The organism is Streptomyces sp. NPDC012825, from assembly GCF_042900925.1.
Lineage (GTDB): Bacteria > Actinomycetota > Actinomycetes > Streptomycetales > Streptomycetaceae > Streptomyces.
This window is the reverse complement of record NZ_JBIBBZ010000001.1, coordinates 65384-89788: the sequence shown is the minus strand read 5'-3', so window position 1 is coordinate 89788 and position 24405 is coordinate 65384. Positions and strand designations below refer to the sequence as shown.

22 protein-coding genes, 1 tRNA gene and 1 pseudogene are annotated in these 24405 nt (G+C 69.2%); 11 read left to right on the top strand and 13 right to left on the bottom strand.

The genetic code is table 11. The features are described from left to right. Positions 1-99 precede the first annotated feature (99 nt). On the top strand, positions 100-600 hold the full coding sequence (locus ACFY7E_RS00485) for a hypothetical protein (protein ID WP_389479123.1): 501 nt from the start codon (positions 100-102) through the stop codon (positions 598-600). On the opposite strand, the gene ACFY7E_RS00480 is transcribed toward ACFY7E_RS00485, so the two are convergent. Beyond that, the gene (locus ACFY7E_RS00480; protein ID WP_389479121.1) at positions 597-1286 is read right to left on the bottom strand and encodes a pentapeptide repeat-containing protein; all 690 of its coding nucleotides are present in this window, start codon (positions 1284-1286) and stop codon (positions 597-599) included. The genes ACFY7E_RS00485 and ACFY7E_RS00480 overlap by 4 nt on opposite strands. A gap of 99 nt (positions 1287-1385) precedes the next feature. Between ACFY7E_RS00480 and ACFY7E_RS00475 the strand changes: the two genes are divergently transcribed. Together ACFY7E_RS00475 and ACFY7E_RS00470 are read left to right on the top strand one after the other, a co-directional pair. Next, positions 1386-2549, top strand: coding sequence for an NAD(P)-binding protein (locus tag ACFY7E_RS00475; protein ID WP_389479119.1), 1164 nt, complete (start codon positions 1386-1388; stop codon positions 2547-2549). Between the two features lie 93 nt (positions 2550-2642). Continuing rightward, entirely contained in the window at positions 2643-3653 is a 1011-nt protein-coding gene (locus tag ACFY7E_RS00470; protein ID WP_389479117.1) for a zinc-binding dehydrogenase, read from the top strand. Between the two features lie 12 nt (positions 3654-3665). On the opposite strand, the gene ACFY7E_RS00465 is transcribed toward ACFY7E_RS00470, so the two are convergent. The 3 genes from ACFY7E_RS00465 to ACFY7E_RS00455 all read right to left on the bottom strand — a co-directional run bounded on the left by ACFY7E_RS00465 (position 3666) and on the right by ACFY7E_RS00455 (position 5497). Then, positions 3666-4043 (bottom strand): hypothetical protein, encoded by a 378-nt coding sequence (locus tag ACFY7E_RS00465; RefSeq protein ID WP_389479115.1) that lies wholly within the window; start codon positions 4041-4043, stop codon positions 3666-3668. Positions 4044-4052: 9 nt separating this feature from the next. Further along, positions 4053-4535 carry a GNAT family N-acetyltransferase gene (locus ACFY7E_RS00460; protein WP_389479113.1) on the bottom strand — a complete coding sequence of 161 codons (483 nt, stop codon included), beginning with the start codon at positions 4533-4535 and terminating at the stop codon, positions 4053-4055. A gap of 68 nt (positions 4536-4603) precedes the next feature. Beyond that, a complete protein-coding gene (locus ACFY7E_RS00455; RefSeq protein ID WP_389479111.1) occupies positions 4604-5497 on the bottom strand; it encodes an aminoglycoside phosphotransferase family protein in 894 nt (297 codons plus the stop codon). 120 nt (positions 5498-5617) lie between these two features. Here ACFY7E_RS00455 and ACFY7E_RS00450 point away from each other — a divergent pair, with 120 nt between their 5' ends. After that, the gene (locus ACFY7E_RS00450; RefSeq protein WP_389479109.1) at positions 5618-7006 is read left to right on the top strand and encodes an NAD(P)/FAD-dependent oxidoreductase; all 1389 of its coding nucleotides are present in this window, start codon (positions 5618-5620) and stop codon (positions 7004-7006) included. An 83-nt stretch (positions 7007-7089) separates the two neighbouring features. Here the strand turns inward: ACFY7E_RS00450 and ACFY7E_RS00445 are convergent, their stop codons facing one another. Together ACFY7E_RS00445 and ACFY7E_RS00440 are read right to left on the bottom strand one after the other, a co-directional pair. Next, positions 7090-9129, bottom strand: a complete 2040-nt coding sequence (locus tag ACFY7E_RS00445; RefSeq protein ID WP_389479107.1) for a restriction endonuclease — start codon at positions 9127-9129, stop codon at positions 7090-7092. 579 nt (positions 9130-9708) lie between these two features. After that, the gene (locus ACFY7E_RS00440; RefSeq protein ID WP_389479105.1) at positions 9709-10401 is read right to left on the bottom strand and encodes an HAD family hydrolase; all 693 of its coding nucleotides are present in this window, start codon (positions 10399-10401) and stop codon (positions 9709-9711) included. A gap of 220 nt (positions 10402-10621) precedes the next feature. On the opposite strand from ACFY7E_RS00440, the gene ACFY7E_RS00435 reads away from it, so the two are divergent. After that, positions 10622-11137 (top strand): hypothetical protein, encoded by a 516-nt coding sequence (locus ACFY7E_RS00435; RefSeq protein ID WP_389479103.1) that lies wholly within the window; start codon positions 10622-10624, stop codon positions 11135-11137. 158 nt (positions 11138-11295) lie between these two features. Here ACFY7E_RS00435 and ACFY7E_RS00430 read toward each other — a convergent pair whose 3' ends face one another. Beyond that, entirely contained in the window at positions 11296-11493 is a 198-nt protein-coding gene (locus tag ACFY7E_RS00430) for a hypothetical protein (protein WP_389479101.1), read from the bottom strand. Between the two features lie 683 nt (positions 11494-12176). Further along, the gene (locus ACFY7E_RS00425) at positions 12177-12935 is read right to left on the bottom strand and encodes a GntR family transcriptional regulator (protein WP_389479099.1); all 759 of its coding nucleotides are present in this window, start codon (positions 12933-12935) and stop codon (positions 12177-12179) included. A gap of 78 nt (positions 12936-13013) precedes the next feature. Between ACFY7E_RS00425 and ACFY7E_RS00420 the strand changes: the two genes are divergently transcribed. The 3 genes from ACFY7E_RS00420 to ACFY7E_RS00410 all read left to right on the top strand — a co-directional run bounded on the left by ACFY7E_RS00420 (position 13014) and on the right by ACFY7E_RS00410 (position 14895). Next, positions 13014-13292, top strand: a complete 279-nt coding sequence (locus ACFY7E_RS00420; RefSeq protein ID WP_389479097.1) for a hypothetical protein — start codon at positions 13014-13016, stop codon at positions 13290-13292. A gap of 608 nt (positions 13293-13900) precedes the next feature. Further along, entirely contained in the window at positions 13901-14596 is a 696-nt protein-coding gene (locus ACFY7E_RS00415; protein WP_389479095.1) for a GntR family transcriptional regulator, read from the top strand. After that, positions 14593-14895, top strand: coding sequence for a hypothetical protein (locus ACFY7E_RS00410; RefSeq protein WP_389479093.1), 303 nt, complete (start codon positions 14593-14595; stop codon positions 14893-14895). The genes ACFY7E_RS00415 and ACFY7E_RS00410 overlap by 4 nt, the downstream gene beginning before the upstream one ends. A gap of 412 nt (positions 14896-15307) precedes the next feature. Here the strand turns inward: ACFY7E_RS00410 and ACFY7E_RS00405 are convergent, their stop codons facing one another. Continuing rightward, on the bottom strand, positions 15308-17392 hold the full coding sequence (locus tag ACFY7E_RS00405) for a hypothetical protein (RefSeq protein ID WP_389479091.1): 2085 nt from the start codon (positions 17390-17392) through the stop codon (positions 15308-15310). A gap of 565 nt (positions 17393-17957) precedes the next feature. On the opposite strand from ACFY7E_RS00405, the pseudogene ACFY7E_RS00400 reads away from it, so the two are divergent. Further along, positions 17958-18722, top strand: a pseudogene (locus ACFY7E_RS00400) (IS5 family transposase); the annotation flags it as partial. A 258-nt stretch (positions 18723-18980) separates the two neighbouring features. Here the strand turns inward: ACFY7E_RS00400 and ACFY7E_RS00395 are convergent. Then, on the bottom strand, positions 18981-19757 hold the full coding sequence (locus tag ACFY7E_RS00395; RefSeq protein ID WP_389479089.1) for a very short patch repair endonuclease: 777 nt from the start codon (positions 19755-19757) through the stop codon (positions 18981-18983). Further along, positions 19754-21058 carry a DNA cytosine methyltransferase gene (locus ACFY7E_RS00390; protein WP_389479086.1) on the bottom strand — a complete coding sequence of 435 codons (1305 nt, stop codon included), beginning with the start codon at positions 21056-21058 and terminating at the stop codon, positions 19754-19756. The genes ACFY7E_RS00395 and ACFY7E_RS00390 overlap by 4 nt, the downstream gene beginning before the upstream one ends. 147 nt (positions 21059-21205) lie before the next feature. Between ACFY7E_RS00390 and ACFY7E_RS00385 the strand changes: the two genes are divergently transcribed. After that, complete coding sequence (locus ACFY7E_RS00385) at positions 21206-21958, top strand: GIY-YIG nuclease family protein (protein WP_389479084.1); 753 nt, start codon at positions 21206-21208, stop codon at positions 21956-21958. A gap of 536 nt (positions 21959-22494) precedes the next feature. On the opposite strand, the gene ACFY7E_RS00380 is transcribed toward ACFY7E_RS00385, so the two are convergent. Continuing rightward, positions 22495-22848, bottom strand: coding sequence for a hypothetical protein (locus tag ACFY7E_RS00380; RefSeq protein ID WP_389479082.1), 354 nt, complete (start codon positions 22846-22848; stop codon positions 22495-22497). Positions 22849-23037: 189 nt separating this feature from the next. Next, positions 23038-23114, bottom strand: a tRNA-Thr gene (locus ACFY7E_RS00375). Between the two features lie 182 nt (positions 23115-23296). Here ACFY7E_RS00375 and ACFY7E_RS00370 point away from each other — a divergent pair. Further along, positions 23297-24394, top strand: coding sequence for an ABC transporter ATP-binding protein (locus ACFY7E_RS00370; RefSeq protein ID WP_383441488.1), 1098 nt, complete (start codon positions 23297-23299; stop codon positions 24392-24394). Positions 24395-24405: the final 11 nt, after the last annotated feature.

The window sequence follows — 24405 nt, the reverse complement described above, 5'->3', positions numbered from 1 at the left end:
GGTTACGAGGAGCGGGCCCGGCGCCGCGAGGACCGGGTCCGGGGCCGTACGAACCGGGCCCGGGGCCGCGAGGTCCGGGGCCGTGACACCATCGACCCCGTGCTCGACATCGGCTACTCCCTCTCGCGTCGCTTCCCCGACCCCCCGCAGACCGACTACCGCCGCGCGGACGTCCACGCGCTGCGGCACGACCTGTTCTGCGGGGACGTGTACCTCGCGGACACCGAGGCGGACCGGGAGGTGTCCACGGCCTGGGGGTGGGTGCCGGTGCTCGACTTCGCGTGGGCGCTCTGCGACATCGTGGAGCAGCTCGACCGGGACCCGCGCGGGAGCCGGGCCGCGCAGCCGCAGTACGCGGAGCTCGACTTCACCGAGTCCACGGACCGGATGCTGTTCGAGCGCCGCTTCGGCTGGGTGGACGTCGAGGCCGACTGGATGCCGGGCGACGAACCGCCGGTGACCTTCAACCACGCCGAACTGCGCCGCGAGGCCCGCGACTTCCTGCACGACCTGATCGCGGACCTCACCGACATGCACGAGGGCCTCGCCGACAACCCGGCCGTCTGGTCCCTCCAGGCCCGCTTCCCCCGGATGCCCTAGCCTTCTTCCACCCGCACCCCCAGCTGCGCCGCGAGCACCGGCGCCAGGTCGAAGAGCTGGGCCGTCGAGACCACGGCCCCCGCCAGGGACTCCACCCCGCGCGCGATCTCCAGGCGCCGGGCCCCCCGCAGGTCCACGTCCCCGAGCCGCGCCCCCGAGAAGTCCGCCCCGGTCAGGGCGCAGTCCACGAACTCGACCCGTTCGAGGACCGCGCCCCCGAAGTCCGGCTCGCTCAGCACGCACCCCTCGAAGACGACGTCCTTCAGCCGCGCGGACCGCAGGTTCAGGTAGTCGATCTTGCCGCCCCGGACCACCACCCGCTCCAGGACGGCGCCGTGCAGCTGTGTCCCGCCGAGCCGCGCCTCCAGGAACTCCACGTCCCGCAGCTGCGCCCCCGCCAGGTCCGTCCCCACGCCCCGCACCCCGCTCAGGACCGAGTCCAGGAACCGCGCGTTCGTCAGCCGCGCCCCGTCGAGGCCGCACTCGCGCAGCGCGCAGTCCAGGAACCGGGACCCCTCCCCCGACTGCCCGGTCAGATCGAGCCCGGACAGCTCCAGGCCGTCGTAGTCCCCGTCCGGCTCCAGACCTCCCCTGTACGGCTCCAGGGGCGGCAGCCGCACCTCCGGCCGCCGGGCCCCCGGCACCTTCCTCTTCCGCGTCGTCGCCCTCGCGCCGTGGTTCGCCATCCCCCCATGGTGAGGTACGACACCGACAACGCCCCCGTGTCACGAACGCGCTCGTCCGTCCCGTCCCCCGTACGGAACCCGAGAACGAGGGAGAGCGACATGCGGAAGCTCACGATCGTCGGCGGCGGCTTCGCCGGACTGACCGCGGCCGTCACCGCCGCCGAGGCCGGCACCGCCGTGACCCTGTACGAGGCCCACCGGACCCTCGGCGGCCGGGCGCGCACCGCCGACGGCCCGTACCGCACGAACGACGGCCCGCACGCGCTCTACAGCGGCGGCCCGCACTGGACCTGGCTGAAGCAGCGCGGCCTCCTCGGGCCGCTCGCCCCGCTGCCGCCCGCCGAGGTCTTCCGCTTCCGCTTCCACCGCGACGGCGCCCTCCGCCGCACTCCGCCGCCCGGCCTGCTCCGCCAGTCCCTCCGCACCGCCCGGAACGCCCCCGTCGACACCGACTTCCGCACCTGGGCCACCGGGCTCGCCGGCGCGCGGACCGCCCGCGTCGCCGCCGCGTACAGCGGGGTCGCGCTCTTCCACCACGACCCCGGCGCGCTCTCCGCCCGCTTCGTGCAGGAACGGCTGCACCGGGCCGCCGCCCTGCCGCCCGAGGCGCACTACGTCCGGGGCGGCTGGGGCGCGCTGATCGGGCGGATGGCGGACCGGGCGCGGGAGCTCGGCGTACGGATCGAGACCTCGTCCCGGGTCGACGCGCTGCCGGCCGGCGGGGGGCCGGTGATCGTCGCCACCGCCCTGCCCGCCGCCGCCCGGCTCCTCGACGACCCCTCGCTGACCTGGGAGAGCGGCCGGACGGTCCTGGTCGACCTGGCGCTGCGGACCCGGAAGGGGGACCCGTTCGTCGTCTCCGACCTGGACGCGCCCGGCTGGATCGAGCGGTTCACCGCACAGGACCCCTCGCTCGCCCCCGCCGGGCAGCAGCTCCTCCAGGCCCAGCTGCCCGTCGGGCCCGACGGGACGCGGGCGGACGGGGTCGCCCACGCGGAACGGCTGCTCGACCTCGGCTTCCCCGGCTGGCGCGAGCGGACGGTGTGGCGGCGCGCGTCGCTCTCCCGGGGCCGTACGGGAGCGGTGGACCGCCCCGGCACCACCTGGCGCGACCGGCCGGCCGTCGACCGGGGCGACGGGGTGTACCTGGTGGGCGACCAGGTCGCGGCACCGGGCGTCCTGTCGGAGGTGTCGTTCACCAGCGCGGTCGAGGCGGTGTCGCTGGCGCTGCGCGCGGAGCGGCTCGCACACGGGACGCACTGATCCCTCACGGCCTTGACCTCAAGCGCGCTCGAGGTCGGAGGCTTTCCCCGTCACGACCACCGCGATCCGTCGCACGACGACAGGGGAACCGCCATGCACGCCGTCCGCCTCCACGCCTTCGGGCCCGCCGAGAACCTCACGTACGAGGAGGTGCCCGACCCCGTCCCGGGCCCCGGACAGGTCCGCGTCCGGGTCGCGGCCGCCGGGGTGCACCTCCTCGACACCGCGCTCCGGGAGGGCGCGCCGGGCCCCTTCCCGGCACCCGCCGAGCTGCCCACGGTCCCCGGCCGCGAGGTCGCCGGCACGGTCGACGCGCTCGGCGACGGCACCGACCCGTCCTGGCTCGGCCGGCGGGTCGTCGCCCACCTCGGCATGGCCCCCGGGGGGTACGCGGAGCTCGCCGTCACCGACGCCGCCCGGCTCCACGCCCTGCCCGACCACCTCGGCGAGGCGGAGGCCGTCGCCATGATCGGCACCGGCCGCACGACCCTGGGCATCCTCCGGTTCACGGAACTGGGGCCCGAGTCGGTCGCGATCGTCCCCGCGGCGGCGGGCGGCATCGGCACCCTGCTCGTCCAGTACGCCAGGAACGCCGGCGCCACCGTCGTCGGCCTCGCGGGCGGGCCCGCGAAGACCGCCCTGGTCCGGGAGAACGGCGCCGACCTGGCCGTCGACTACCTGGAGCCCGACTGGCCGGAGAAGGTCTGCGCGTACCTGGACGGGTCCCTGGGCGGGCGTACGGCCACGGTCGTCTTCGACTCGGTCGGCGGCGACACCGGCCGCGCCGCCGTGGACCTCCTCGGCAAGGGCGGGCAGCACGTCGTCTTCGGCTGGTCCGGGGCCGGCCTCCACGACGGCGAACCGCTCGCCTTCACCCCCGAGGAGCTGGCCGAGCGGGGCATCACCTCGGAGTCCGTCCTCGGCCCGGTGATGATCGAGAAGGCGGGCGGCGACATCCGCGTCCTCGAACGCGCCGCCCTCGCCGCCGCGGCCGACGGCTCCCTCCGCCCGGCGGTCCACCGCTTCCCCCTCGCGGAGGCGGCACGGGCCCACCGCGCCCTGGAGAACCGGGGCACGACGGGCAAGGTGGTCCTGGTCCCATAGGGGTCCCGGGCCTCAGACGGCCCCGACCACGTCCCAGGAGTGCGCCTTGAACTCCTTCAGGAAGTCGGGGTGGTCCTCCCACATCCGGGCGACGGACCGCAGCACGTCCCAGTTGTGTTCGAGGGCCTGGTCCACGACCTGCCGCAGCTCCGGCGCCGTGGCGCGCTTCTCCACGAGGCCGGAGACGGCCGACGCGGCCTGCACGGTGTAGCGGGCGGCCCGCAGCGCGCGGGAGGTGTCGTCCATGCCGAAGCCGTGGTCGCTGCCGTTCGCGGGGTCGAAGAGCGGGGTGAGGCGGGCCTCGACGAAGTCGGTGATCCGCCGGAACCGCTGCTCGATGTCGTTGCCGTCGTTGCCGTTGCCGTTGTCGCTGTCCATGGTGTTGTCCATGGCCCTTTCCTACACTCCCGCCGCCCCGCCGAGTTCCGCCAGGGCCCCGTCCGTCAGCCGGTAGACCGTCCACTCGTCCTGCGGGCGGGCGCCCAGGGACTCGTAGAAGGCGATCGAGGGCTCGTTCCAGTCCAGGACGGACCACTCCAGGCGCTCGTAGCCGCGCTCGACGCAGATCCGGGCCAGCTCGCGCAGCAGGGCCTTGCCGTGGCCGCCGCCGCGCGCCTCCGGACGGACGTACAGGTCCTCCAGGTAGATGCCGTGGACCCCGCGCCAGGTCGAGAAGTTGAGGAACCAGAGCGCGAAGCCGACCGGCTCGCCGGCCGCGTCCTCCGCGATGTGCGCGAAGGCGGCGGGTCGCTCGCCGAAGAGGGCCTCGTGCAGCTGCTCGGGGGTGGCGCGGGCCTCGTCGAGGGCCTTCTCGTACTCCGCGAGCTCGCGGACCATGGCGTGGACGGCGGGGACGTCGGCGGGGGTGGCGGTACGGATCATGGGGCCAGGGTGCCCCGGGACGGGCCTCCGTGACCAGCGGGATCCACGTCGTGGACCCGCCGTCGGCGTCAGCCCCGCCGCTCCCGCAGGATCCGCGCGACCGCGACCTGTCCGGCGTCGAGGGAGGGCTCGCCGTCCTCGACGTCCCACAGCCCGTTCTGGAGGACCCGCCCCAGCGTCCACGCCACCGCGCGCCGCCGGTCCCCGACGACCCCGGCGAGCAGGTCGAACCGCCACAGCACCTCGTCCGGGTCCGGGTCGAAGCGGTCCACGAGCGCCGGGAGGAGGTCGAAGCCGGGGTCGCCCGCGAGCGGCTTGGGGTCGATCGCCAGCCAGGGCTCGCGCCCGGCGGCCAGGACGTTCCCGAGGTGCAGGTCCCAGTGGAGCAGCCGGTCGCCCGGCTCGCCCGCCACCTCCCGTACCGCCGCCGCGCAGTCCCGCAGCACCGCCGCGTCCTCCGGACCCAGCCGGGCGGCGGCCCCGGGCACCTCCGCGAGCATCCCGGCCGCGATGTCGCCGAGCGTGCGCAGACCGGGCGGCGCGGGGACGGCCGTGAGCCGGGCGAGGAGGCCTGCGGCGATCCGCACCGCCTCCCGCGTGTCCGCGAGGGACGACAGCGGCCGGGCCTCGTCGAGGCGCTCCAGGAGCATGGTCCCGGTGGCGGGATCGTGGTCGAGGAGCCGTACGGCACCCGCCCCGGCCCAGGCGCGCAGCCCGGCCGGCTCGCCCTCGCTCTCCTCGTCGAGGAGCTGCATCTTCAGCGCGGCGGGCGTCCCGTCCGCGCGCCGCTCCACCGGGAGGACCAGCGAGGCCACCCCGTACATCGAGGGCCCGGTGACCCGCAGCCCCCACCGGCCGAGGAACTCCTCGGCCGTCCGGGGCAGCCCGGCGACGAACGCCCGCCCCGCCTCACCGTTGTACTTCGCCTGTGACCGCGCGAGTTCCTCCGGTACGTGAATCATGCCGCCGAGCCTAGACACGGTGCCGGGTCCGGCGCGGAATCCCCCACCACGACAGCCGTATCCACGGGCCGGGGGTGCCGGGTAACGTCCCGCCCACGCATTCCGAATCCAGGGGTAGACATGAGCACGGTCAACGGCGGCATCTCGTTCTGGTACGCGCAGGAGGGCACCCCCGCTCCCCGCGAGCCGCTCCCCGGCGACACGAACGCCGACGTCTGCATCGTGGGCGGCGGCTACACCGGCCTGTGGACCGCCTACTACCTGAAGAAGGCCGTGCCCTTCCTCAACATCACGGTCCTGGAGGCGAAGTTCTGCGGGTACGGCGCCTCCGGGCGCAACGGCGGCTGGCTCTACAACGGCATCGCCGGCCGCGACCGCTACGCGAAGCTCCACGGCCACGAGGCGGCCGTCCGCCTCCAGCAGGCCATGAACGCCACCGTCACCGAGGTCGTCGACGTCTGCGAGCGGGAGAAGATCGACGCCGACGTGCACCGGGGCGGCGTCCTCGAAGTCGCCCTATCGCCCGCCCAGTTGACCCGGCTCAGGGACTTCCACTCGGTGGAGATCGCCTTCGGCGAGACCGACCGCGTGCTGTACGGGGCCCGGGACACCGCCGCACGCGTCCGCGTCACCGGCGCCGTCGGCTCCTCCTGGACCCCGCACGGCGCCCGCCTGCACCCGGTGAAGCTGGTGAAGGGCCTCGCGGCGGCGGTCGAGGCGCTGGGGGTCACGATCCACGAGTCGACCCCGGTGACGGAGATCAGGCCGAAGCACGCGGTCACCCCGTACGGCACGGTCCGCGCCCCGTACGTCCTGCGCTGCACCGAGGGCTTCACGGCCTCCCTCTCCGGCCAGCGCCGCACCTGGCTCCCCATGAACTCCTCGATGATCGCCACCGAGCCGCTCACCGACGCGCAGTGGGAGTCCATCGGCTGGGAGGGCCGCGAGACCCTGGGCGACATGGCGCACGCGTACATGTACGCCCAGCGCACCGCCGACGGCCGGATCGCGCTCGGCGGCCGGGGCGTCCCGTACCGCTTCGGCTCGAAGACCGACAACGACGGGCGCACCCGGCCGCAGACGGTCGAGGCCCTGCGCGAGATCCTGGTCCGCTTCTTCCCGCAGCTCGCGGGGGTGCGGGTGGACCACGCCTGGTCCGGCGTCCTCGGCGTCCCGCGCGACTGGTGCGCGACGGTCACCCTCGACCGCTCCACGGGCCTGGGCTGGGCGGGCGGCTACGTCGGCTCGGGCGTCGCCACCGCCAACCTCGCCGCCCGCACCCTGCGCGACCTGATCCAACAGGACTCCGGCCAGTCGGGCCCGACCGACCTGACGGCCCTCCCCTGGGTCGACCACAAGGTCCGCAAGTGGGAACCCGAGCCGCTGCGCTGGCTCGGCGTGCAGACCATGTACGCGGCGTTCCGGGGCGCGGACCGCCGCGAGGCCCTGGGGCACTCGGCCCGGACGGACCGGGTGGCGGTGCTGGCGAACAGGTTGAGCGGGAGGTAGGGGGCGCCGGGAAGGGGGCCCGACCCCGAGACGGGAGGGCGGCCCCGGGACGGAGACCCGGGCCCCGGAACGGGCGGGCGGCCTCACTCCACCCGGATGCCGAAGTCCCCGACCAACTCCCCGAGCCCGCCCGCGTACCCCTTCCCCCCGACCACGAAGTCCCAGTCGCCCCCGGCCCGCCGCCGGAACGACCCGAGGACGAGGGCGGTCTCGCCGTCCCGCCCGTCGGACACGTCGAGCCGGTCGAGCTCGCCGCCGGAGCCGTCCCGGAGCCGTATCCCGGCCTCCGTGAACCCGCGGAGGTCGGCGTCCGGGTCGACCTCGGGGTCGACGGCCGCGACGAGGACGAGCCGGTCGGCCCGGGCGGGCAGGGCGTCGAACCCGACGCGGACGGCGGCGCGGTCGCCGGGGGCGGCGGTCACCACGGCGACGGAACCGTCGGGCGTGGCGGGGTTGTTGTAGAAGACGAACCACTCGTCGCCGAGCACCCGCCCGCCCTCGCAGACGAGCGCGCAGACGTCGAGGGCGACGGAGCCGCGCCACACCATCCCGAGCAGGTTGAAGTCCTCGGAGGGCGGGGCGTCGTGAGCGGGGGCCGTCTCCGCCGCGGGAGCGCCCAACCGCCCCCGCAGTCCGTGCCGGTGGAGCAGGTCGACGAGCTCGGTGCCGGAGATCAGCGTCAGCGGCTTGCCGTCGGCGAAGGCGTAGGACCCGGGCCCGAACTTCGACGTGGTGACGAGGACGCCCTTGTTGGCGCCGGCGCCCTGCACGGTCCCGAAGAGGTCGCGGACGGCGGAGGGCGGGACGGTGTTCCGGTACCGCTTCACCTGGACGAGGATCGAACCACCGCTGATGGGGTCGGGGTCGAGGGCCTCGACGTCGACCCCGCCGTCGTTGGAGCGGCGGGTGGTGACGGCCTGGAGCCCGCGGGCCCGGAAGAGTTCGGCGACGAGTCCCTCGAAGGCGACGGGGTCCATGGAGAGCAGATCGGGCTCCTCCCCGTCCCCCTGCACGACGACGTCACCACCGACCTGGTCGGGCGTACGGAAGGGGGCGACGGCGGCCCGTTCCTCGGGCTTCGCGGAGAGGCGCCCGGCGAGCGCGCCGGTCAGGCAGTCGACGGCGGCGACGAGCTCCAGGTTGAGCCGGTCGAAGTCCTGCCGTCCCACGACGAGGGAGGCCACGCACACCCGGGAGGCGAGCCCGGTGGCCGGGTCGACGCCGCCCACGTACCCGTTGAGGGCGACGGACTCCAGGGCCCCGAAGCGGTCGGCGGCGAACAGCTCCCGGACCGCGAGCAGCACGCTCTGGGCGATCACGCTCCGGTAGAGCGCCCGCCGCTGGGTGACGGGCCGCGCGACCTCCTTCTCCTGATCGGTGCCAGGCAGGTACTTGACGCCCTTGATCCCGGGGACGACCTCGTACCCGGGCAGGTCCCAGTCGAGGACGAACCCGCGCCCGCCCCGGTCGTACGCGGCGGAGACCTCGCGCGGGAACCCGTCGGGCCAGGCGCCGGAGGCGAAGAGCACGGCGGAGAAGTAGTCCACGACGGTCTCGGCGTCACCACCGGCCAGGGCCTCGCCGGTCCCGGCGACGCCCCTGTTGTACTCCCGGATCTCGGCGGTCCGGGCGGCGGCCCAGGCGTCGTACTCCCTCCGGTACGCGGCGAGCGACTCCAGGCGCCGCGCCTCGGCGGCCTGCGCAGCGTACCAGTCCCGCTCGAACCGGGCCCGCCCGTCGCGCCCCGAGTAGTGCCGCTGGTCGGGCACGGGTACGGGCTGCGCCAAGGTCCCCGGCGCGAACGGCTCGACCTCCTCGGCCCGCCGCAGCGACTCCACCCGGAAGGCGGGCGCCCGGCACCCGGCGGCGAGCAGCCCTTCGAGCGCGGCCACCCGCTCGTCGATCTCGCGGGTCTTCCTCAGGGCGTCGGCGTCCCGGTGCCGCCGGTAGGCGGCCCGCTGCTCCCGCTGCATCCGGGACACGTCCCGCTCGTACGCCCGCTGCTGCCGCTCGGCCTCCCGCCGCTGCCGCAGCACGGCCTGCTGCTGCCCCTCCCGCTGCCGCTGCGCCACCCTCTGCTGCTCGGCCCAGATCCCGATCAGCCCCCCGGAACGCCGCCCCATGCGCGCACCCCTCCCCGAAAACACCCCGTGCCACGTGAACACCCCCGTGACGCCAGATTGTCCCGGACGGCGAAGCGCTTGCACACAGAAACTCCACACCCGTTCCGAAAGCCGGACCGGCTGCTCACCCCCGCCGAGTACGAGGCCCTCGGGGGCTCCGTGCGGCAACGGGCCGAGAAGGACCGGACGTGGCCGGCCGCCGACGTCCGTCCGTGTTCCCGGACGTCGCGGGGTCGTGGACGGTCGCCGTCCGGCCTCACGGCCGCGCGGAACCACACCGCCGCGACTTGATCGTGCCCCACGGTCGCGAAGACCCTCCGGCTTCCGAGCCGCCCATGCTCCCTGCCGTGATGCACTCGGAGGACGACCGGACGGCCCGTATGCGACGAGAGCCGGCCGGTTGCGCCGCGCGCGGTGACGAAGGGCTGGGCGACTTCCTCGGGCACATCAGGCACAGGATCGCGACGGCTCGGGCCATGGGAGTGGACGTGCCCGAGGGCCTCGCCGAGCGGGTGGAGGAGCTGTCCGACCGGCGTGGCCGGCCGCCGGTGCGCCGATCCGGTCCCTGCCGCTTTCCGGCTACTCCGCCGTGAGGGCGTCGGCGACGTCCTGCATGTCCTCGATGACGACGTCGGCCTGCGCTTCGCCGAACAGGTCCGCCTCGTGCGGCTCGTCGGCGTAGCCGACGACCGTCGCGCCGGCCGCGCGGGCCGCCCGGACGTCGGTGACGGAGCCGCCGATCACGGTGCAGCTCGTGACGTCGATGTGCATCCGCTCGGCGGCCGTGATGAACGGGAACGGGTTGGGCTTCATCAGATGGAGCTGCCCGGAGGGGCGGCCCACGATCTCCGTGACGTACTCCTCCAGGCCGTGGAGCTCCAGGAAGGCCCGTACGGACTCGGCGGAGTTGTCGCTCACCACCGCGACCCCCCGGCCGGCCGCGCGCGCCGCCCGGAAGGCCTCCGCCGCCCCCGGGGTCGGCTGCCCGGCCATCGCGACGGCGCGCACCTCGGCGGCCGTCAGGGCCTGCTCGATCGTCTGGCCCAGCTCGGTGTCGGCCTCGTGCGCGACGCGCAGGACTTCGATCGGGTCGCCGGTCCGGGCGGCCTTCGCGCCCGCGGCTCCGTCCCGGGCGGAGAGGAGCGCGGTCAGCTCTCGCGCGACCTCGGACTCCGGCAGTCCCGCGAACACGTCGCACACGGGCCCGTCGAAGACGAAGAGGAGGACACGGGCGTTCGCCAGGGTCTCGATGAGCGGGTCGGCGTGCGTCACGGTCGAAGTCCCTTCCGATGCTCTCCCGGACGCCGTCGCACCGCGTCCGGGCCTGCTGGACCTGCCGGGCTCCACCGGACGTCTCACCGCCCTCGCCCACGAGGTCGTGGATGTCCGCTCGTCTCGCCCGTGACGACGACCTTATGCGGGCGGATCGGGCCGTACCAGGAGGACGCGTCACACGTTCGGCCGGGTCCCGGCCCCGTCGAGCGTGCTCCTGGTGCGCGACCGGCGGAACAGGGAGTGCCTGGACGAGCAGGCCGTCCACCTCGACCCGTCCGACGACGAGGCCCTCGGCTTCACCGCCCTGCTGGGCACCTCGCTGCAGACCACTCGCCGTTCCGACGCCCTCAAGATGGCCGCGACGCTGCTCACGGTCGGCCGCGAGGGCATGAAAACGTGGGTGGACGTTTGCCACGACCAGGCGCGTTACGCGGCCACCCGGATCGCCGCCACCGAAGGCCTGGAACTGGTGGCGGAGCCACTGCTCAGCACCGTCGTCTTCCGCTGCGAGCCCACGGGCGACGGAACGCCCGGGAACGCGGCGGTCCGCAGAAAGCTGATGACGGACGGCCGAGCCCTACTCGCCCGAACGAAGCTCACCGCCCCGGACGGCACCCCACAGGTCCACCTGAAACTGGTCTTCCTCAACCCGACGACCGAGCAACACGAGATAGACGCCCTCCTGACGGACATCACGACAACGGCACAGCACCTGACGACAACGAAGCACTGACGGAACGGCAGGACACTCGCGCCCGCCCCCGACCGACCACACCCGTAAACGCCGAAGCCCCCCGACCAAGACCGGGCGGGGGCCTTCATGCATCCCACCTGGAGCCCCCTACCGGCTTCGAACCGACGACCCCCGCTTCACACGCTCGACCGGGCGGCTCAGAACTGCCGCACCCCTGAGGGGTCCCACCATGAAGGAAGGAGCCGGGTCATATAAATATAGGCGGGCCCATACGGTGTCTCCGCCTGGAGCGACTCCCACAGGTCCAGGTCGTAAGCGCAGTAACGCCGCAACAGATCCATCATCTGCGCGACCTCTACGTCACTGAGCCTGCCACTGCCCTGCTCCTCGGTCATGACCACCATGGTAGGAGCGCCCCCGAGCCCACCCCTTTACAAGTTCGGCCGAGCGGTCCTGAGCAAGGGAGGGGCACTGCTGGCGGCTGCTGCGGCGGTCCGGGGGTGACCGTCCCCGTCCACCGTCGTTGATGTCACCTGTGGATGTCAGCCGGGCCGACCCGGCGGCGCGCTACCGCTTCTTCCGGAGCTTCTTCATCTTGGCTTCGGCTTCCTTCTTCTTCCGCTGCTCGACCCCGTACGGGGACCACGGCCCTTGATGCTTGGAGCACCGCGAGGTACCCGTGATCGCCTTGTTCTGACAGCGGCCTCCGCTCTGGGTAGGAGCACCGCACTTCGGCTGAACCATCCCGTTCCCCTTCGTCACCGGACGCGGGAATGCTTCCAGCGCTCGGCCGTAGAAGGGGGAGGCGCAAGCGCGGCGGACAGCAGCACGCCGACAGCACACGCACCGAAGGATGTGCTCAGACTTCCTCCGCTGTGGCGACCGGCCGCCCGGGCATGCGCTGCCTGTCCACCTCCAACTCCTCGTTCTCCAGAGCCTCGATGGCCTTCCGCTGCCATCGGCGGACCACGACGGACACGACCACCAAGGTCACAAGAGCGGCAGCGGGTGCGCCCCAGACCAAACCACCAATGAGAAGACGAAGCGATTCCATGACTCCCCCTTGCGCAATGCTCCGTCAGCGATTGATCGGGATCTCGTAGACGATCTCGCACAGGGCGGCCGGCACGACGATGTCCGCAGTTTCCACGGGCTGTCCCTGGTCGCTGTAGTACGTCCGCCGGATGTGCGTGACGAGCGCGGCCTTCTGGATCCCGAGAAGTGAGGCTTCCTCGGCGGTGGCCTGCCGCGGCTCGGGCTGCTCGACGGCGTGGCTGACGGTGACGCCAATCTCGGCCATTCGGTTCACGACACCGGCGCCGGCGTGCGGCCCGCCCTCCGGGAGGACGACGAGGGTCCCGCCGGTGAGGTCGTACGGCTCCCAGCTCGTCGACAACTGCACGGGCCGCCGCCCGTCGGCGAGAAACTCGTACACGGTCCGGACGCACAGCTCGCCCTCACCGATCCTGAGCCGCGCAGCGATCTCCAGCGGCGCGGGCACCTTCGCATCGGTCCGACTATCCCAGCCACCGTTCCGCCCAACGGCCTTCATGTCCGCTCGGAATGGCGACCCATCCGGCTGCTCACGGGCCGCGGACCGCACCATCCACACCCGCTGCCGGGGCTCGGCGACATAGGTCCCAGACCCGGCCCGCCCCTTCAGCACGCCCTGGGAGATCAGCAACTCCTGGGCCCGTCGAACGACGTTCTCGCCCACCCCGCACTCCTGGCCGATCTGGGCCCGCGAGGGCAGCCGGTCACCGGGGGTCCACTCGTGCTCCGCGATCCGCCTCCGTAGTTCGTCGGCGATACGGAGGTATGGCGGCTGCTCAGGCATATGAAAAATCTAGTCCACTAGCTCTAATCTAGTTAACTAGCTTCACTGAAAGCGATCACCGGTAACGGAGGCTGCCCTGTGCCTGCTTCAAAAGTAAGCGCGGAGGCCCTCGCCGCCCGGCTGTCCGACCTGGGACTCACCACACGCGTGCTGGACCACACCAGACACACGTCGATCGAAGCGGAGGTACCGGAGGCCCTCCCCACCGAGACATGGCGGGAGGTCCTGGAAGTCCTGGCACACGCAGACCGCTTCGGCCTGCTCGCCACCAGCCTGGGCGGCCGAACCCTCTGGGCCGCCGTGAACAAAGCGGTCCCCGCGACAGGCGACGTCCGGGGACCTGGCCATCAGCGATAGGAGCTGACCAGCATGTTCAACCGTATCCGTCGCGCGCTCCGGCCCACCAGAGCGCGGCACGCCCGAAACTCCCGCCGCTACACGGCCTTACCCCTCGGCATCCAGTTCGGTCCGGACACAATCCGCGGCGAGGAGACCGTCCCGGTCCGACCGTACGTCCCGCCCGTCGAACGCCTCCTCACGTTTGCGGAGGCCATCTGATGCCCCAGCCGAAAACGCCCCCATACCGCTCGTCCGCATGCCGAATCGGCACGCACCACGAGTGCGCTCACTTCTCTCCGGCGACGGCCCCAGTGGACATCCCCGTGACCTACGAGGCGTGCGCCTGCCCCTGCCACACGCCGACCACTCACGCGCCCCGCACGGAGGCGACGGCATGAAGCCCTGGGCCCCGAACGCTGCCGTGGCCGCCCCCATCGAAATCACCTCGCTCAACGTCCAGTGAGGCGACGTCATCCAGATCGGCGGCATGCCCTGCCGCGTGGCCGACCTCCGACAACTCCCCCTCGGAGCAAAGCGCCTTCTCTTCGAAACGGGCGAGCAACTGACAATGCACCCCCGCACCCGCCTGGTCGCCCTCCGCGTCCACAGAAGGTGGTGACCACCCCATGCCCACGCTCCGCGACACCATCGCCGAGGACTTGCGCGCCCAGATCGCCGCCGGCCGACTCAAGCCCGGCGACCGCCTCCCCTCGGAACCGAAGCTCGCGACCCACTACAAGGTCAGCACCCCAACCGTCCGGCAGGCCCTGGCCCTCCTCCAGGCCGAGGGACTCATCGAGAAGAGCCACGGAAAGGGCAACTTCGTCCGTCCACTGCTCCGCCGCATCACCTACACCAGCGGTGCCCGCATACCGCTCGTCCCAGAGCTCCAGACCACCATCCGCACGACCCACCTCCGCGCCTGCGGGCGCCTCTGCACCTTGCTCCGGGTACCGGCGAACACCCCCCTGACCGAGTTCCACTGCACCACCTACGAGGGCGAGAACCCCAGAAGCATGGCCCGCATCTACATCCCGCGCGATCTCACGCCGGCCTCACAGCTCGACTCCACTTCATGGCCCAACGGACGAGCGGCAGGTTGGGTGGAGACCCGAGAGACGGTCGCCGCCCGCCTCCCCACCCCGGAGGAATCAGCAGCTCTCCGCATCAGCCCGACGCGGACGGTCCTTACCATCACGAGCGTTGCCACCGACGCCACAGGCCGCGTGATCGAAGCCGCACTCCTGGCCCTCCCCGGCGACAACGCAGACGCAGTCTTCATCAGCCACCCGGCACCAAAGGAGGAGAAGACCGACAGGTGACCTCCCACGACGAACTACGGCTCCTCCCCTGGGCCGGTCCAGACGGCAAACCGTGCTTCCTGAGCACCGACGACAACGAGAGCCACCTCTCCAACCTGGCCGACGCCCTCGAAGCGACCTACCTCAACCTGGCAGCAGAGATCCTCAACCACGCGACCGAGGTGCTGAACCTGCCGGAGGCCGACTCGGAAGACTTGCGCGCCGTATCAATCAACCTGACGGAAGCTCTCTGCCACGCGCTACGCGTGGCAGAGAGCCGTGGCCGACGCCTTCCGCAGGCAAGATCCATCAACGTCTAGGAAGCAGCCGCCGTTCTTCTGGCCTTATGTCGAGGCTACTCTCCCCTGCCCACTATGGAGCCCCCAGCGTCTGCCGGGGGCTCCTCTGGCAAACGGCTCCGGAGGGGGTTCCAGCCGTCACGTCGGCCCAGGTGAGAGCCTGTCAAAGGACCAGAGGTCCGGGGCTGGTCCACAAATGGTCCACAGCCGGTGCGGTGACCCGCTCCTTTATGCACGTGGCTGACCATGGTCAACCTTTACAACCGAGACATTGACGACTGCAGTGTCACCTGTAGCGGCGGTTCGCAGGCATCCTGCATCTGTTCCCTACGGTTTGTCGGCATGGGCGCGAGGCGCCTTGCCCGGTGTTACAACCTAGTCGGTTGCGGAGCTGCGCGCCGTCGAGCTGATTGCGACGGCGCACAGTCGGCCGTCAGGTTTCGTCAGACTCGTCCGCGCTGCCCGTGTGCGCCTCTTCTGCGGCTTCGGCGATTGCCGCATACATCTTCAACCGTCCGCTGATCTTGTCGAGACGGATACCTAGGTCCTCCGCGTGAACCTGAGGCCATCCCTGTTCTCTGACGAACGCGCGGCTGTGTCCGCGAACGCTCTCGGCTGCGACGAGTGCGCTCTCCAGTGAAGCTACGAGGTTCGCGAAGTGAGCTTTGGCCGCTTCGAATTCGCTCTCTGGCGTCGTGACGTCCCCTTCAATCGGAGGGGAAGAGACTGCCTCACCGACGGCGGTGAACGTGGTTCGGAGCCACGTGTCGTCGGCTTCGAGAGGCTTGTTATTCAGGTTGAGTTGCGGCGTTCCGATCTCATCTACCCTCTGTGGTTTCCTGTTCTGGCGTCCGTCGATGATTGCCCTGTGAAGGGTCCTAAGTCCGTGGGGATTCTCCGTCATTCGTTGGAGCACGGATGACGGAGTGCGATAGTCGACGGTGCGTCCTCGCGCCTCTCGGACCAAAGTTCCGTGCACTGCCAGGTAGTAACCCCCACGGAGCCCCAGCTCGACGCCTGCCCCTTCGGAGGAGCCTCCCTCTTTCAGGCTGCGAAGAGCTGATTCCAGCATCTTGTCCGGATCGTTGTCCCCACTGACATGCCAGCTTGACGCCTGAAGTGGCGTCCATTTCAGCATGCGTTGCAGTGTGCTGCGGGTTCCGCTCACCCGATCTGCGGCATCTGCGTCAGCGTTAGCAGCGCGCCAGGGGCGCAGGATCATCTCCGTGACTACCTTAGCTTTAAAGTCGACCGTGACTTTGCTTTTGGCCGTGATCCTCAAGACGCCTTTACGGAAGAGGGCGTGCTCTTCGGCATTGAGGAATGCGGATACGATCTCCGCGACCCGAGTGTCAGGCCACGGGTCGAGGACGTTTGAGCGGACTTCATCCGGCGTCAGGTCTGCGGCGAACCACTCCGCACGAGTGCGAGTGAGCCGGCCTGCCCTCAGGAACTCCTCAATGACCGGATCCGCCAAAGCGTCGTTCTCACTTGCGGCTCCCCAGGGCTTCGGAGGCTCGACGTGGGTGATGCCTACGATGAACTTCACCGCCTGGTCGTACTGCAGTTGGGAGCTTTCGTCCGGGATGAACCGCAGTACGAGGGTCGCCGGAGCCACGAGCGCACGGGCGCGTTTCACGTCGTCAGGCGTGACCTCTTCCCGCGGACGCTCACCCGTGCCAAGGACCTGGCTCAGTAGCTGCCGATACTTCCGATCGTCACCCGGTAGGCCATAGAGAACGTCGCTCGCGCCGAGTGCATGAATGCGGTGACTTGCCGAAATTCGGCTGCTCCCGTCCGCGCCGGCTAGTGCCCATACCGGCGATTCATCCTCCGAGTCGTGGTCGATTCTGACAACCGTAAGCAGCAGCTCCCTCAGGATGCCGTGCTGCCCGATAGTCTCAGTGAGGTCGTTGTGTCGAGCAAGGAAGCTATTCGACTTGTCCATAGCGCTGACAACATGCGCACGCGATTGGGCTTGGAGAATAAGTTCCCCGGTTTCCCCCGGCGCCGCTTCTAGGCCACGCAAGGGGGGGAAGTGTCCTGGTGACAGTGTTCCCGAGAGGGGATAGACCCTGTATCCCGCTTCCCGGTTGTTGCCTGGGAAGTGACAGACTGCAGGCGCCCACACCTGGGTAGTGATCGTGTGGAGAATTCCTCCAGGTACCCGCATGATGTCGGGATTCTGGAGGCGTTTGCGAGCCTCTTCAGGTCGTGCGATTGCTCGTGCGACGGCTGTGGCGGCACCCTCACTGAACCCATAGCCCACGAGTGCGCTTGCGAGCTTACGCACCGCCGCCGTCCGCGGAAGGGCAGGTAGCCCGTCAGGCAACGATGGAAGATCTTCTTCCACGGGGTCAATCTCATCAACACGCGCCTCACTCGTCTCAGGGGCGGTGGTGCTGATCTCATCCACACTGGCCAGTGGCAAGGCGGGAGAATGCGGGGTGGCCTCAGCAGAGGGTGTCGCATTCAGCTCGGAGCCGTCGGGTCCTGGCTGAGAGGCGTGGTCTTCCACGGGGGGTCCTTCCGATCTGCGTGGAACGAACTGCGGCGGCGCCGGGTTCGTTGAGGCGATCAGGGCCCTCCGTGGGACATGCCACGTCGGACATAGGAAAGACCCTTCTGCCTCACCTGGAGACGAAGGGCCGCTAGGCGACCAACTGTCCCCGCTGCGGCATCCCGGTGATTCCGGTGTTGCCGAGCGGCCGCACTCGGTGCCGGTCGTCTGTCGGGTCCCCCGTCGATGCGACGGTGCGACCACTGCCAACACATGGGACGAGTGCCATATGTCGCGACGTGCCGGGAACAAGTACGTCCAATGACATTAGTCTGCCGGAGACTTCAGGCGGTTGGGGGACTTTCCCCATTCTTGAGTCTCAGGTCGGCGGGCTCTGATATATGGGGCCCTTGCTGCCGGCGGACGCTTGGTTCGGACCGTCCCGCTGGGCGGGATGTCGCCCTGCGAGGTCCGTCACAGTGGGCGCATGACCGTCACATCGAGTTAGAGGCGCAATGGTTGACGCCTTACACCGCTAGGCAGCGCCTTCAAACGATCACAGCTGATGGACCATGGTGCCGTGATACGTCGCCATGAACTGTCGGATCTCGAGTGGGAGTTCGTCCGGCCGTTGCTGCCCGAGTCGTTGCGGGGGGCGGAAGCGGCTGGACAACCGCCGGGTCCTGAACAGGATCGTGTGAAAGTTCCGCACCGGGACTGCCTGGCGGGACGTGCCCGAACGCTACGGCCCGTGGGCCACGCTGCATACGCGTTTTCGCAGGTGGGCGACGGACGGGACGTTCGATCGGATGCTGGGGGCCGCGCAGGCGAAGGCGGACGCGGTCGGCGACATCGAGTGGCTGGTGTCCGTCGACTCCACGGTCGTCCGGGCCCACCAGCATGCGGCCGGGACCCGAAAAGGGGGCTCCGCGACCCGGCCCTCGGCCGGTCCAGAGGTGGCCTGACCAGCAAGATCCACCTGGCTTGCGACCGCCGGGGCCGCCCGCTCGTCTTCGTCGTGACGGGCGGCCACACCCACGACTGCACCCAGTTCACCACCGTGATGGACGCCATCCGGGTGCCCCGGACCGGGCCCGGTCGGCTGCGGACCAGGCCCGATCACGTCATCGGCGACAAGGGCTACAGCTCGAAGGCGATCCGCACCTAGCTCCGCCGCCGAGGCATCGCCCACATGATTCCCGAGCGGGCCGACCAGGTCCGCAACCGGGCTCGACGAGGCAACCGCGGAGGCCGCCCGCCGGCCTTCGACCGTGAGGTCTACAAACGCCGCAACGTCGTGGAACGGTGCTTCAACCGCTTGAAGCAGTGGCGTGGCATCGCCACCCGCTAAGACAAGACCGCCCAGTCCTACGAAGCAGCCGTCACCCTCGCGTCGCTCCTGATGTGGGCGTGACATTTGACGACAGAACCTAGGTCAGCATGGGGTGTGACGCTCGGGCGCGGGATCTCCTGACGTTCCATCGACAGTTAGGGAAGGGAGGACTCTGCTGCAAGTTTTGGTCGGCCCTCGCCGGGAGCCCACGGGCTTGCCGCTGGTTGCATGCAGCACACTTCGCTTGACACGTGGCCGAGTGCGGATGCGGCATCACTGGGACAAGGCGCTGACGATGTCTTCGATTCGTTCGGCCGCGTCATCGACCTCTTCATGTTCCCAGACCCGGACGACGGCCCAACCGGCTTCCTTGAGAGCTATGTTGGTTGTAGCGTCGCGCTCTCGGTTGGCTTGGATTTTCTCCTGCCATTTTTGTCCCTGCTTCTTGGCTGGCCGATAGTGTTGAGGGCAGCCGTGCCAAAAGCAACCGTCAACAAAGACAGCCACTTTCGCCTTCGGGAAAACGACGTCAGCGGTTCGACGCAGGTTCGGCAACGGACGGATGCCTACGCGATACCGCAAACCCCTGCGATGGAGCGCCGATCGCAACAAGAGCTCTGGCTTGGTGTCCTTGCCCTTGTTCGCAGTCATGACCGCCCGGACAGACATCGAGCTGGCGGAGGAGTTCTCGGGAAGCGGTTCGTCGACGACCATTCCGGCCTCGCGTGCCTCGCTCCAGGCGGCGGCGAGATTGGCTGCGCGGGTGGGTCCATCGACGTCGCAGACGTAGCGCTCCTCTGTGTTGCCATTGACCGACCACCGGAGATATGCCCGGATACGTCGAGTGCGTCGATAAAGTCGGAGCAGGATTGATGCCCGCGCGTATCGGCCTTCCCCGAGCGGCACTGCGCGGCGATAGCGTCCACCTGCCGCTTTGTCCTGCTCTGCTGTCCGTTTGTCCCGAGACAGGCCCGGCCGCGGTTTGTACGCATTCTCCGGCGGCGGGCGATCGTTCCACCCCCGTTGTTTCACGACCGCCGCCGGGGTCACGGCTTCCCGCCGGACTGCTGCAAGGCACCGACGGAACGGAGCGCGTTGCCCACAGCATTCGCGAAGGTCGCGCCGAGCTTCACGGGCACGGCGTTGCCGAGCTGCCGCATCTTTTCCCCACGTGGGCCAGCAAGCTGCCACTCGTCGGGAAAAGTCATGACGCGGGCGGTCTCACGCACGGTCATGTAGCGATATCCCGTGCCGTTGAACGTAGGGTCATCCATCTGCATGACCGACTCGCCACCAGGGACACCATGCACCCCTGCCTTGACGGTTTTGGCCGGCCGATCAAGAAGGTTCGGAGTATGCCCGGTGTAGACGCGGGCTCCGGGCCAGCCAAAATGATCAGAGACTTCGCCTACTTGAAGCTTGTTCTCAACGGCGTCGACCTCGATGAACGGCAAGGGGCGTCCCTCGAACTCATCGATGCCCTGGATGGCGTCGCGCAATGTGCGCCAAGGCTGGAGTTCCAGCTTCTTCTTGGTCTTGTGGTCGTCGTAGTCGAGTTTCGATAGATTCGCGATGGTGCGAGCCTTGGCGTCGTCGGCGACGTAGTCGTGCCGGTTCCAGTACTCCCCACCCTCTCGCATGGAGTGGATCAGCGCCTCGTCGGAATGAGTCTGCTTGGGTTCGAATCTGTTCCAGGTTTCCTCGTCGACGCCGAGGTCGGCACGGAAGGCGACGATGATCACGCGCTGTCGGATCTGAGGGACCCCGAAGTCCGCCGCGTTCACTGGGATGTGCTTGACGAAGTAGCGCTCCGAGGGCGGCACTTCGTCGTTGGCGAGTTTCTTCTTCAGGATGTCGTTGTGATCCTCCCACGATGCGCCAGCCTTGCGCTTCTCGAAGGGAAGGCGCAGTTCGTTGAGGATGTACTCGAAGTAGGGCCCAAAGGAGGGACGCAAGAGACCGCGAACGTTCTCACAAATGACCGCCTTTGGCTTCATCTCGCGAATGGCTCGGAACATCTGAGGGAACATGTTCCGCTCGTCCTCCATTCCCTTGTGCGCGCCGCCGAGACTGAACGGCTGGCAAGGCGGACCCCCAGCCAGGATGTCAACCTTTCCGTCGAGGGCCTTGAAGTCGTCGATGAGATCGCGGACATCGCCAGGCTTGACTGGCCACTTTCCGCCCTCTGGAGTGGGGTTGGCCTGAAGCGTCTCGATCGCCCGCTTGGCGTACTCATTCACGAGCAGTGGACGGAAGCCGGCGGCGTGTACGCCCATGGCGAGACCCCCACCGCCAGCGAACAGCTCGACGCAGGTGCCTACCTGGGGATGCTTGATTCGCAGCTCAGACATGAGGGAACTATACCGCGGAGCTAGCGATCATCGACGCGCGTTGAGGAAACACGCATCATGCCCCCCGGGATCACCGGTTAGAGTGACGACGATCACTCCGGGAAGGGAGTCGCGACGGTGCCGTTGGGGAACCACGCTGAGTTCAAGTTGAGCATCACCAAGGCCCTTGGTGATCAATTGGCTGCAGACCTGGAAGCGCTCACGCCAGCCCCGCTCACCGAGGCTAACCTTCGCCTCCTGCCTCCACACAAGGGTGTTTACCAGCTACGCCGAGGCAAGGAACTACTTTATGTAGGAAAGGCCGAGGTTACCCTGCCCCAGCGCCTTGGAAAGCATCTGCGGAAACTGAGTGGCCGCGAGGGGATTCGTTTGGAGGAAATCTCCTTTACGGCGCTTTCGGTCGACGAAGACTTTTCCGCAGTTGCTCCCGAAAAGCTCCTGATCGACAGGTTTCAGAGCGCTGGTGAGGCGCCGTGGAATGAAAACGGGTTCGGCATTAATGATCCGGGCGATAAGCGGGATACCACGGTGTTTGCGAGCGATCATTTTGATCAGCTCTATCCGGCGAATCTCAATTGGGTGATACGCGACCTCGACCTTGGGGGGCAGAACCTGCGTCCGCTACTGAAGAACGTGAAGACGCAGCTTCCCTATACATTTCGCTATGCCTATTATCGGACTGCCGCCGAGAAATTCTATGAGCGATTTGACGTGACCATCGACCGCCCCGAGATGACGGCGCACGAGTTCTTCCTCTTCCTTAGTGCGACTCTGCCAGACGACTGGCAGATCATGGCTCTGCCGGGCTACGTGGTCATGTATCCGAAGGAGCTGCGCTCAGAGAGCGCACGCAAGTACTACATTTCCGGTGAAGAATACGCCCCTGAGGATCTGACCTAGGGCGTGCACGCTAATAGGCCCTGGTCAGATGAGCGGAATGCCAGGGGCCGTTTATGACACGCGCGATTGAGCTCGTCAATTACTGACGCCCTCATGTCAGGGGCTGGGGCAATTGCCAAGGCAGCAATCCACCGTCCGATCCCATTACTCGACCTAGCTTCCATCCCGTCTGCCGTCGACCCACACACCGTGGAGCGGGCGTGGTCCAGGGCGTCAAGGTGGAGCGCCCCGCTGGACGAACGACCTTGACGCCCTGGACCACGCCCGCTCGGCTCTGCCTGGGTCGACGGCAGACGGGATGGGAGCACCCCGCGCACGCCGCACTCGGCCGGCACACGCGAACGGCGTCCCCACCATCTCGGAGCCTGAGCGCCCCCGCCGGAGGCATGTTCTGACCGGAGTACTCCGTGTCCAGCTCTCTACTCATGGGCCGTAGCCTGCTGCGGCCCCAGGGGTCCGGCGCCGAAGGCGCAGAGGGGTCGGACTCCAGGGGCCAGCCCGCGCTTGCGCGGGCACTTGATGAAGTAGGGAAACTCTTACCGCACTTCTGGGCTTCGCTCGGCTTTGAACTCGTCCAGCAGGTCGAAGAACAGATCGATGCTGGCTCTGTTGGCTACCTGCGCAACCTTCGTGATCTCGATGGCCCAGCCCAAGGGGCTGCTGTGCGTCCGGCCCAGTCGCGGCCACAGCCACTCCGTGAAGGAGCCTCCGCGCTCGAAGTCCAGGACCGCCTGAGGGCCGTAGATCGCGGAGGCGACACGGAAGCCGTACAGCATGAAGTGGAGCCCCAGGAGGGAGCCATTACGGACGAACATGCCTGACCGAAGGCGGACTTGATCCAGGAAGTCGTACACGCCACGGCACTCGTCGACATGCTTCGCCTCGGTCACGCGGACTTCTTCAGGAGGTGCCGACCGTCGTGGCTGCGGACGTGCGGCCCTTATCGTCCAGGGCGTCGAGGAGGCGGACCGCGGGACCGACTCCTCACGCGGAAACGGCCCGACCGCCCCCGTTGATGTCACCCGTGGATGTCAAAGACCCCCAACCAAGATCGGCTGGGGGTCTTCGCGTCTCCTACCTGGAGCCCCCTGTCGGGTTCGAACCGACGACCCCCGCTTTACAAGAGCGGTGCTCTGGCCAGCTGAGCTAAGGAGGCAACCCGTGCAGTGTATCCAACGACCGTCCCGTGGTGGTCGGGAATCTCACGGGGCGAGGAGTGCTGACAGATCCCGCGCCGCCGGGTAGCGTCACCCGTGGTTCACCCAGGTGGACTAGACCTCAATCCCTCCTTTACTCGGATCGTCCGGCACGTTCCTGCCGGTGAAGGGACACATCACCATGGCCTCCGTCACGTTCGACAAGGCGACCCGGGTCTACCCCGGTGCCACCAAGCCCTCCGTCGACCAGCTCGACATCGAGATCGCCGACGGCGAGTTCCTCGTCCTCGTCGGGCCCTCCGGCTGCGGCAAGTCGACCTCCCTGCGCATGCTCGCGGGTCTCGAGGACGTCAACGCCGGCTCCATCCGCATCGGTGACCGCGACGTCACGCACCTGCCGCCCAAGGACCGGGACATCGCCATGGTGTTCCAGAACTACGCGCTCTACCCGCACATGACCGTCGGCGACAACATGGGCTTCGCGCTCAAGATCGCCGGCGTCAACAAGGCCGACATCCGCGCCAAGGTCGAAGAGGCCGCGAAGATGCTCGACCTCACCGAGTACCTCGACCGCAAGCCGAAGGCGCTCTCCGGCGGTCAGCGCCAGCGCGTCGCCATGGGCCGCGCCATCGTCCGCGAGCCGCAGGTCTTCCTCATGGACGAGCCGCTGTCGAACCTCGACGCCAAGCTCCGCGTCTCGACCCGCACCCAGATCGCGAGCCTCCAGCGCCGCCTGGGCATCACCACGGTCTACGTCACCCACGACCAGACCGAGGCGCTCACCATGGGCGACCGCGTCGCCGTCCTCAAGGACGGTCTGCTCCAGCAGGTCGACTCCCCGCGCAACATGTACGACAAGCCCGCGAACCTCTTCGTCGCCGGCTTCATCGGCTCTCCCGCCATGAACCTCGTCGAGGTCCCGATCACCGACGGCGGCGTGAAGTTCGGCAACAGCGTCGTCCCGGTCTCCCGCGACGCCATCGCCGCCGCCTCCGCCAACGGCGACACCACCGTCACCGTCGGCGTCCGCCCCGAGCACTTCGACGTCTCGGGCCCCACGAGCAAGGACGGCCTCGCCATCACCGTCAACGTCGTCGAGGAGCTCGGCTCCGACGGCTTCGTCTACGGCTCCACCCGCGTCGGCGGCGAGGACAAGGACCTGGTCGTCCGCGTCGGCGGCCGCGACGTCCCCGCCAAGGGCTCCACGCTCCACGTCGTGCCCCGCGCCGGCGAACTGCACGTCTTCTCCACCTCCACGGGCGCCCGCCTCAGCGACTGACCCCCGGACAG

Excerpts from the sequence above, each read along its gene's own strand:
- ACFY7E_RS00480 (WP_389479121.1), bottom strand. The coding sequence starts at position 1,286 with ATGGCGAACCACGGCGCGAGGGCGACGACGCGGAAGAGGAAGGTGCCG.
- ACFY7E_RS00475 (WP_389479119.1), top strand. The coding sequence starts at position 1,386 with ATGCGGAAGCTCACGATCGTCGGCGGCGGCTTCGCCGGACTGACCGCG.
- ACFY7E_RS00470 (WP_389479117.1), top strand. The coding sequence starts at position 2,643 with ATGCACGCCGTCCGCCTCCACGCCTTCGGGCCCGCCGAGAACCTCACG.
- ACFY7E_RS00465 (WP_389479115.1), bottom strand. The coding sequence starts at position 4,043 with ATGGACAACACCATGGACAGCGACAACGGCAACGGCAACGACGGCAAC.
- ACFY7E_RS00460 (WP_389479113.1), bottom strand. The coding sequence starts at position 4,535 with ATGATCCGTACCGCCACCCCCGCCGACGTCCCCGCCGTCCACGCCATG.
- ACFY7E_RS00455 (WP_389479111.1), bottom strand. The coding sequence starts at position 5,497 with ATGATTCACGTACCGGAGGAACTCGCGCGGTCACAGGCGAAGTACAAC.
- ACFY7E_RS00450 (WP_389479109.1), top strand. The coding sequence starts at position 5,618 with ATGAGCACGGTCAACGGCGGCATCTCGTTCTGGTACGCGCAGGAGGGC.
- ACFY7E_RS00445 (WP_389479107.1), bottom strand. The coding sequence starts at position 9,129 with ATGGGGCGGCGTTCCGGGGGGCTGATCGGGATCTGGGCCGAGCAGCAG.
- ACFY7E_RS00430 (WP_389479101.1), bottom strand. The coding sequence starts at position 11,493 with ATGACCGAGGAGCAGGGCAGTGGCAGGCTCAGTGACGTAGAGGTCGCG.
- ACFY7E_RS00425 (WP_389479099.1), bottom strand. The coding sequence starts at position 12,935 with ATGCCTGAGCAGCCGCCATACCTCCGTATCGCCGACGAACTACGGAGG.
- ACFY7E_RS00415 (WP_389479095.1), top strand. The coding sequence starts at position 13,901 with ATGCCCACGCTCCGCGACACCATCGCCGAGGACTTGCGCGCCCAGATC.
- ACFY7E_RS00390 (WP_389479086.1), bottom strand. The coding sequence starts at position 21,058 with ATGTCTGAGCTGCGAATCAAGCATCCCCAGGTAGGCACCTGCGTCGAG.
- ACFY7E_RS00370 (WP_383441488.1), top strand. The coding sequence starts at position 23,297 with ATGGCCTCCGTCACGTTCGACAAGGCGACCCGGGTCTACCCCGGTGCC.